Origin of the sequence: Pararhizobium mangrovi (assembly GCF_006516965.1) — a bacterium.
Taxonomy (GTDB): Bacteria; Pseudomonadota; Alphaproteobacteria; order Rhizobiales; family Rhizobiaceae; genus Pararhizobium_B; species Pararhizobium_B mangrovi.
The window spans coordinates 24,516-31,434 of sequence record NZ_VHLH01000040.1 but is presented as its reverse complement, the minus strand read 5'-3'; the positions used below and the strand labels follow the sequence as shown (position 1 = coordinate 31,434).

The window sequence follows — 6,919 nt, the reverse complement described above, 5'->3', positions numbered from 1 at the left end:
TTCTGATCCTGACGGCAGCGCGTAGCGGCGAGGTCCGCGAAGCACGGTGGGCGGAGATCGATACGGAGGCGAAGCTCTGGATCATTCCGGCGGAGCGCATGAAAGCGGGGCGGGAGCATCGTGTCCCGTTGACGGAGCGCAGCCTTGCGATCCTCGAGGCCACCAGACCACTGTCGACGGGCAGCGCCCTAATTTTCCCCGGTCGCTCCGTCGACAAGCCGCTTTCCAACATGGTTTTCGCGAAGACGCTCGAACGCATGAAGGTGCCGTACACGGCGCACGGCTTCCGCTCGTCTTTCCGTGACTGGGCGGCGGAAACCACGAGCCATCCTCGGGAGATTGCGGAGATGGCGCTGGCGCATACGATCGAAAACAAGGTGGAAGCCGCCTACCGGCGTGGGGATCTGCTTGAGAAGCGGCGTCAACTGATGGAAGATTGGGCTCTTTTTGTCGAGTGATGATTCTGGAGAAACGTAAATTGCCAGATTACGAACGATTTCTAGCACTGAGAGACCTTCTCGTTCGCGCTCGGTTTCCGGGGTATACAGAAGATGTTGCTGGTGAGTACTGGCGGCTGTATGACAAGAAAGAGGTAATGGAAATTGATGAAGAATTCATTGTGAAGCGCTTATACGAGCAATATTCTATAGATAAACGTGATCTATTCCATACTAATTTTCAAAATGCAGAAGGGGTTTTAGCAAAAAGCGCTGAGGAAGTTGCGAATTGGATCGGCGATGTAATGATTTTTGTATCAGAAATCGAGGATGCACCAGTCAAAAAAGACTCTTTGATGTCCCGGTTATTCAACGTTTACAAATCCAAATATGTGATTCTCGAAGAGGAGGTTCGCGAGGCCGAGAAAGTCGAAATCAACGAAGAGGAGGCGAGAGAAGACGAATTAAAAAGCCATCATAAAACTTCCGTTTACAAAATTTTGATCGGGATTGCTTCGAAGAAGTATGGATTCAATGAATCGCACGCCTATGGGAAGGAAAATACCAGTATATATACAGAAATCGAGAACGACATTGATAAACCTAAGACGCGACTGGTGAACAAGACGATTAAAAAACATCTAAGAGATGCTATGAAACATCTCGATGATAATACATGATGTATATTTTAAAAAAGTAATATGAATATAATTCGCGATTTTTACGATTTCATTTTTACTGCATGCGTTTTTGTCGCCTCAGAATATCGCCTGCTTAAATCTCGAACATCAACAACCTGACGTTCATATTGGTCGTGATGTGGCGATTGCGTCCGGGTACCTTCTTGCCGGCGTCGTAGCCCCTGAGCCCCTTTTTGATCCGCTGTCCGGATAGTCTGGCTGTCGGTAATGGCCGCAGCAAGAGAAGCGCCACGACCGCCGCGTTCCTGTCGGCGGTGAACAGGGCAGGCTGAACGCTCGCCTTCGGTATCTATCTCCTCAACAAGCATTTACGCAAGCAAAGCCTTAGAAGCGGCTGGTGAATGTGAGCAGCTGATTGCCTCGAGACATCTAGGCTTCCGCGTGGAAAGTTTGCTCCTTACCGCGGAAACTTTGCTCTTTCCGCGAAACAGGCGGCAGACTCCGTTCGATGCCTTCCATCAACGGAGCAAGTTAAAACAATGCCGAACGCGCACCATCTGCCCGAAACCGGTTTCGTCCGCCTTGAAACGGTTCTCGCCTATATTCCTGTTAGCCGATCGACGATTTTCTCCTGGATCCAGCAGGGGCGCTTCCCTCAGCAAGTGAAACTCGGTCCTCGTACGTCCGCCTGGCGGGCGGAAGACATTCGCGCCCTCATCGATCAAATCGAAGAAGGGCAATAAAAATGGGAACAATGAGCAAGCCCAAACTGCTTCCCCCGATGAGCGAGGTTGATGTGGACCCGTCCTATCTCAAAGCGGCAAGAAAGCGAATTTCGCCTAAGGCGAAAAGACGGCGCGGTCGTAAGAAAACTTCGCAGGAAAATGTTCGCTCGCCGAAGGCGAGGAGCGTGGAACATTCGCCATCGGAGGCTTTCAGTCGGCTGCCGGTCGAGGTCGATCTGCCCCCAGCAGAAGAGTTGCTGAAGCCGGATGCGGCCGCCAGGCAACTCACTCTGGCCGGCGAACATTACCAAACACTTCGCGCCGGTCATCGAGAACGTCTCTACGCTATTCTGGGTCATGTCTTCGGTGTCGCTTCGGTCTTGAAGAACGACGAGGATGCCTGGCTAAGCTTAATCCGGAATAATAAATGGGATGATCTTCGGAAAAGGCCGAAGCCAAAGCATCGAACGGATGCCCTGCGATACGCTTTGCAATTCGTCATTCCTGGCTCTGGAAGCGGAAGGAGTCGCAAGGTAAGCGAGTATTACCAAGCACTTAATCCTCTCTTTCAGAAAGATGTCGCCGCAACGAAAATTCCACAGCTCTTGCGCCGGAAGGGCATAAAAAAGCGATCGCGTCCATCGAGTAAGGCCGAAAAAGCGGATACGCCCGGTGAAGAACCAAGCGGGATGTCGCGTGGCGAAAACGAAAAAGGCACACACGGGCAAGAGCCGTTGCCTACCAGCAATACGGCCCGGGCCTTTACCTCAGAAAAATCAAACGTTCAACCGATGCCGGATGATCTCTTCATTCGTATTCCGGCGGGGAAAGTAGCCCGCAAGTTACAGAACGATGGCCAGGGAAAGCGAAGAACGATCAGGTTCACGAATTCCGGCCAGAATGGCAAAATGATCGAAGCGTCGGACGTGGAATTCAAGAAGCGCCGTAGCCCAAAGTAGCTTTGTAATACCATAATTACCACCCAATACCCGAAGGTATATACGACCATAACATGGTCGAGGGGTGGTTCATTTCCAACGACAATCTAGCACAGCCTGCTCCGTCGACCCTCGTCGGCGCGGGCCGGCTGTCGCCGTCGGGAGACCACGATGACCGAACGCCTGCTAACGTTGGATGCCTTCGATCGCATGCATCGCCAATACGATCAGCGCATCAAGAGATACCTTCACAGTGGCCATGGCCACCATCTAGCCAATGAGCAGCTACTCGAGAGACTGTGCAACAGATCAGCTCGGCGAATGTTGGCGATCAATGCGCGGTCTCGGATCGTTTTCGTTCGCCCATTGCGTGACGCATTCGATGCGCTTTTTTTGCCGGAAAAGACCGTCTTCGGTTTCGTGACGTTTGCCCCTTGGAACGCAGCAGTATCTCTTTCCAAGGGCGCTCGGTTTCCTCACCGCGCATTGATCAGACGGTTCCTCGAACAGTTCGGCGACTTTAATGCGGTCGGCATGGTTGATGTCGCCCTTTATACCAACCTTGAGAGCTCTGGCACGAGCGGCGAGGCTGTCGCCAGTTGGCACATCCACGCCCTCATTTTCGGCACAAGCCACCGAGAGATGCTCAAGGTCAGAGATGAGTATAATTGCGAAGTGCCGGGCTCGGCGGGAGGCGATGCCATTCATGTTCGGCAGTTGCGGGGCGCAGGTGGCGCCAAGAGCCGCCTCATCTACCAGTCTAAGATGCCGATGCGTGAGATGCGGATTATTCGACGCGCTCATGAGGTTTACGACCCGGAAACCGGTGAGATCCTTAGGCTCCCCTATACGGCCAGCAGCACCAAAAAGCGCCCGTTACGTCCCGGCGATGGTGTCCGCGTTTTCGAAATGATGGGGCATCGCACGATACCGGATCTAGCCTTCGGGAACGGGTTGGGCGACGAAGTTCTCCAAACTGCGCTGGAACGGGCACGAAAACGAATTCTTCGGGAAGATCGGCAGCATGTCCGCCGGTTGGAGCAACTGATCGGACATCGATGAATACCTCGAGTTACGCGATCGGCTCGGACGGGGACCTTCGTCTTTGCGGAAGGCCTGATAAGCTGCGGCAGTGCCGGCGCCCATGTCACGGAGGCCAAGCATGGTTCTTTCTCGCCATCGGCCTGCTGGACGGCGTCGCGGTCGTTTCTCGGCTGGTGGGTTCGGAAGCGCTCGCCGTCATTTCATGCGACGTACCAGCAGGAGCGAAGGGAGCCTGTCATGAGCAAACAGTGGCCCAGCTTCATGACGAAAGATCTCGCCGAGCCACTCGCTGACGGGGCCGAGATGAAGAGACGGTGGGCAGTTTATGCAAGTGATATGAAGAGGCTCCTCGCCGGCGGGTGTTCATCAGGACAATGATGGTTGGTGGGTGGAAACGTCGACGAGTAAACTAATCGGCCTGGATCCCGAGCCCGAACGGCCACGAGCGATTGAAGAAATAGCAAAAGCGAAACCGTTTGTTGAAGCGCATACCGACCTGGCAGAAACGCTCAAGCGGTCGCCGGGTCAGCCTAGGAAAGTAAACCCAAATGAGACCGTTACGCTCCGACTCGATCCACATGTCGTCGCACGGTTCAAAGCCGGCGGCGAAGACTGGCGCGCGCGGATTGTTCAGGCGATCGAGAAGAACGACTGACCGTATAACCAACCATTGCGTCCTTCATAGGATTGCATTTAATCCCCAATGCATCGGATGCCTTGGGATCATACAGGGCCGGTGTCCCGGGTTTTCTGGATGGTCATTGTTACGCTTTCCGCCAGCCATGCCGTCCGCCGCATTCTGAACTACCCCCGCACTCTTGTTTGCGCCCTTCCCGATACGCGTTGGCGTATTCGAAAGCGGATCAAACGCTCCGACAAGCGGCTTCCGAGCGTTCTCCGGCACATGCGTGGTTTGGCGGATCAACTTTAGTCCCACTGGCCGCGCATCTCCTTGTGCCGACGCGGAAGAACGGTCACGGCATCGTTGTCGATCCATCCTCTCGTCAACGCCTTCAACCCGTATCCCATGGCCTTTCCCTCGTCATAAGTGATCCGCTCGCCGTGCAGGTGCCAGATCGGCCGGTTGCGCCCGGAATAAAGCGACTGATGATCTTCGAGGTAATCAGCCATGCATCCGCGCATCCGGCTGTTCGGCGGCTTGAAGGCTAGGGCGTGCATGTGGCGTCCGTCGTTGGGCACGACGTCGTGGATATGGTCGCGGTCGCGCTTGGGCACCGGCCAGTCCTCGGCGACGATCCAAAACGGAAGATCGGCGATATGTTCCTTTTTCGGCCGGCGGAAATGGTGTGTCAGCATGATCCCGTAGGCTCGCTCTACGGCGTGCATCATCTGCTTGCCGACGGCTTCGCTCGATCCAAGGAGCGGGTTGAACTTTGCGGTGAGGAGGTAGGGTTCGAAGCCTCTGTCGATATAATCCATGCCCCATTCGATGTAGCTGCCGATGAGCTGTTCGTTTGCCATGACGATCGGTGTCCTTGCTTGGTTGTCGTGTACGGGTTGTTCGGTTGGTTCGGTGTCGGGCACATGCGGTGCTGGCATCCCATCAAGGCATAGCTTCTCCATATGCAGGGCCGGTTTCCGGCTCCACATTCCGCTTTGCTCGAACAACAGCTCTTCGTCGCTGGCGCATCCTCGCGACGGGGGGAACTGCCTATGTTTGGTGCGCAGCAATTGGCATTGCGCTGCCGAGGCCCTTTACGGGATGCGCGAAAGCTCTTTGGTGACGGATCTTGCCGAGCGTGCGGCGTCCGACTTCGCCTTAGGCGACGTTTCTCGACGGGTTATGGAGGCGGTTTTGGCCAAGTTCTCGCGCGCGTCCCGGACCCAATTTTTTAGGTTTCCTAAAAACTCGTCGGTCATACGAATAAGAAGCAAAATCAGCATCTTATTGACATTTCAACATATATCTGTATGGTACAGCCATCGTGACGCGCCGACGCATGCTCGGCCCAACCGGAGAGGCACCATGACCGCACCGCGACGACACCGTGCCGAACCGCCGCCATGGCCATGCAGGCCGGGGCGTCACGAGACATCGACGACAATGACGAGGGGTCCGTTTCGGGCCCCTCTTTTTTATGAGGAAAGACGATCATGACCGTATCGACCGAAGCCGCCGCCGCCGGCGTTGCCGCCAAGCCCGACCCGGCCTTGATCCTGCTCGGGCGCGACGAGAAGGGCAAGGCGCACGCCTCCTGGTTTGCCACCGGCGAGGCCGCACTCGCCCGGCAGGCGGCGAAGACCATGGGCATGGCGGCGATGCCGATCGCCAACGAAGAGGTCCGGGACATCGCCGGCGGCCTGCCGCAGGGTAAGCTCTTCGCCAGCGGCCGCGCCTTCGTGCCCTTCGTGAAGGGGACGACCTACGACGCGCTCGCCAAGCACCTACCGGCCGGCAGCGAGCCGGTGGCAAAGAAGAAAGCGGCCGCTTCGGCCGGCGCATCGGCTGTCGGTAGTGCGGGAGGCAATCGAAGTGGCGGCACCGGTGCCGGCAGCGGCCATTCCGCCCCGCCGCGTCCCGACGACTGGTCGAAGTTGAAGCCCGGCCATGGGGTGCTCGCTTCGCTGGATCCCGACGATGGCTGGTGGCCGGCGGTCGTGCGCGAGGACAAGGGCGACGGCCTGTTCGTGCTCGCCTGGGCGGAGTGGCCCGAATGGGACCTCTTCCTGCGCCGGCGCGAGCAGATCGCGCTTGTGCATCCGAAGTTCGTTGGCCAGCCGAGCACCGAGGCCGAGGAATGACCGGCAACGGCAAGGATACCGCACTGGGCGATCGCGATCGTGATCCTCGGCGGGCAGCGGTGCGCAGGCTGAACGACGGCCTGCGCCAGACCTTCGAAGGCGGCGACATCCTGATGACGCCCGCCGTGCGGTCGCTGCCCATCCCCGAGATGAAGGACCTGCTCGTCGCCGTGCAGCGCTTCGACGCCTTCACCGAGCAGAACGACCCGCATGGCGAGCACGACTTCGGCTCGATCGAACAGGGCGGGGCCACCTACTTCTGGAAGATCGACTGCTACGACCGCGACCGGGTGTTCGCCTCGCCGGACCCAGCCGATCCGAGCGTCACAGCGCGCGTGATGACCGTCATGCGGGCGGACGAGTACTGACCA

The 6,919-nt window shown here is 57.0% G+C and carries 9 protein-coding genes; 8 read left to right on the top strand and 1 reads right to left on the bottom strand.

Annotated features, from left to right (window positions below):
* The 6 genes from FJU11_RS16850 to FJU11_RS18680 all read left to right on the top strand — a co-directional run.
* Nucleotides 1-458 (top strand): tyrosine-type recombinase/integrase (locus FJU11_RS16850; protein ID WP_141168245.1); only part of this gene is annotated, 458 nt, incomplete at its 5' end.
* The gene (locus FJU11_RS16845; protein ID WP_141168244.1) at nt 455-1,117 is read left to right on the top strand and encodes a hypothetical protein; all 663 of its coding nucleotides are present in this window, start codon (nt 455-457) and stop codon (nt 1,115-1,117) included. The genes FJU11_RS16850 and FJU11_RS16845, both read left to right, overlap by 4 nt.
* Nucleotides 1,118-1,617: 500 nt before the next feature.
* Nucleotides 1,618-1,821: a helix-turn-helix transcriptional regulator gene (locus FJU11_RS16840; RefSeq protein ID WP_141168243.1), complete on the top strand. Its 204-nt coding sequence runs from the start codon at nt 1,618-1,620 to the stop codon at nt 1,819-1,821.
* Between the two features lie 2 nt (nt 1,822-1,823).
* Nucleotides 1,824-2,762 (top strand): hypothetical protein, encoded by a 939-nt coding sequence (locus tag FJU11_RS16835; RefSeq protein WP_141168242.1) that lies wholly within the window; start codon nt 1,824-1,826, stop codon nt 2,760-2,762.
* 150 nt (nt 2,763-2,912) lie between these two features.
* Nucleotides 2,913-3,803, top strand: a complete 891-nt coding sequence (locus FJU11_RS16830) for a hypothetical protein (RefSeq protein ID WP_141168241.1) — start codon at nt 2,913-2,915, stop codon at nt 3,801-3,803.
* A 370-nt stretch (nt 3,804-4,173) separates the two neighbouring features.
* The gene (locus tag FJU11_RS18680) at nt 4,174-4,440 is read left to right on the top strand and encodes a BrnA antitoxin family protein (RefSeq protein ID WP_235891086.1); all 267 of its coding nucleotides are present in this window, start codon (nt 4,174-4,176) and stop codon (nt 4,438-4,440) included.
* A 272-nt stretch (nt 4,441-4,712) separates the two neighbouring features.
* Here the strand turns inward: FJU11_RS18680 and FJU11_RS16820 are convergent, their stop codons facing one another.
* Nucleotides 4,713-5,414 (bottom strand): hypothetical protein, encoded by a 702-nt coding sequence (locus tag FJU11_RS16820; protein WP_141168240.1) that lies wholly within the window; start codon nt 5,412-5,414, stop codon nt 4,713-4,715.
* 486 nt (nt 5,415-5,900) lie between these two features.
* On the opposite strand from FJU11_RS16820, the gene FJU11_RS16815 reads away from it, so the two are divergent.
* Both FJU11_RS16815 and FJU11_RS16810 read left to right on the top strand, forming a co-directional pair.
* Nucleotides 5,901-6,548 (top strand): hypothetical protein, encoded by a 648-nt coding sequence (locus FJU11_RS16815; RefSeq protein WP_141168239.1) that lies wholly within the window; start codon nt 5,901-5,903, stop codon nt 6,546-6,548.
* Nucleotides 6,545-6,916, top strand: a complete 372-nt coding sequence (locus FJU11_RS16810) for a DUF3768 domain-containing protein (RefSeq protein ID WP_141168238.1) — start codon at nt 6,545-6,547, stop codon at nt 6,914-6,916. The genes FJU11_RS16815 and FJU11_RS16810 overlap by 4 nt, the downstream gene beginning before the upstream one ends.
* Nucleotides 6,917-6,919: the final 3 nt, after the last annotated feature.